The following is a 260-nucleotide window of genomic DNA, read 5'->3' on the forward strand; positions in this document are numbered from 1 at the left end:
TTTACGAGCCTGTTCATCAGCTAGACGTTCTTCATCCTCTTGCTTACGAGCTTGTTCCTCGGCTAGACGTTTTTCATCTTCTTGCTTACGAGCTTGTTCCTCGGCTAGACGTTTTTCATCTTCTTGCTTACGAGCTTGTTCCTCGGCTTGACGCTTCTCATCTTCTTGCTTTTGAGTTTTTTCGTCAGCCTCTTTCTTTTCTAGTTCTTTTTTCTTTTCGCTATCTTTTTGTTCTTCATTGTTAGAGGCAACTTTTGTAC

At 41.5% G+C, this 260-nt stretch carries 1 pseudogene; it reads right to left on the minus strand.

Features of this window, described 5'->3' with window-relative positions:
• Positions 1 to 260 (minus strand): annotated as a pseudogene (locus MR167_RS32240) (excalibur calcium-binding domain-containing protein); the annotation flags it as partial.

This window comes from Bacillus cereus group sp. BfR-BA-01355 (genome assembly GCF_022663675.1).
Taxonomy (GTDB): Bacteria; Bacillota; Bacilli; order Bacillales; family Bacillaceae_G; genus Bacillus_A; species Bacillus_A thuringiensis_S.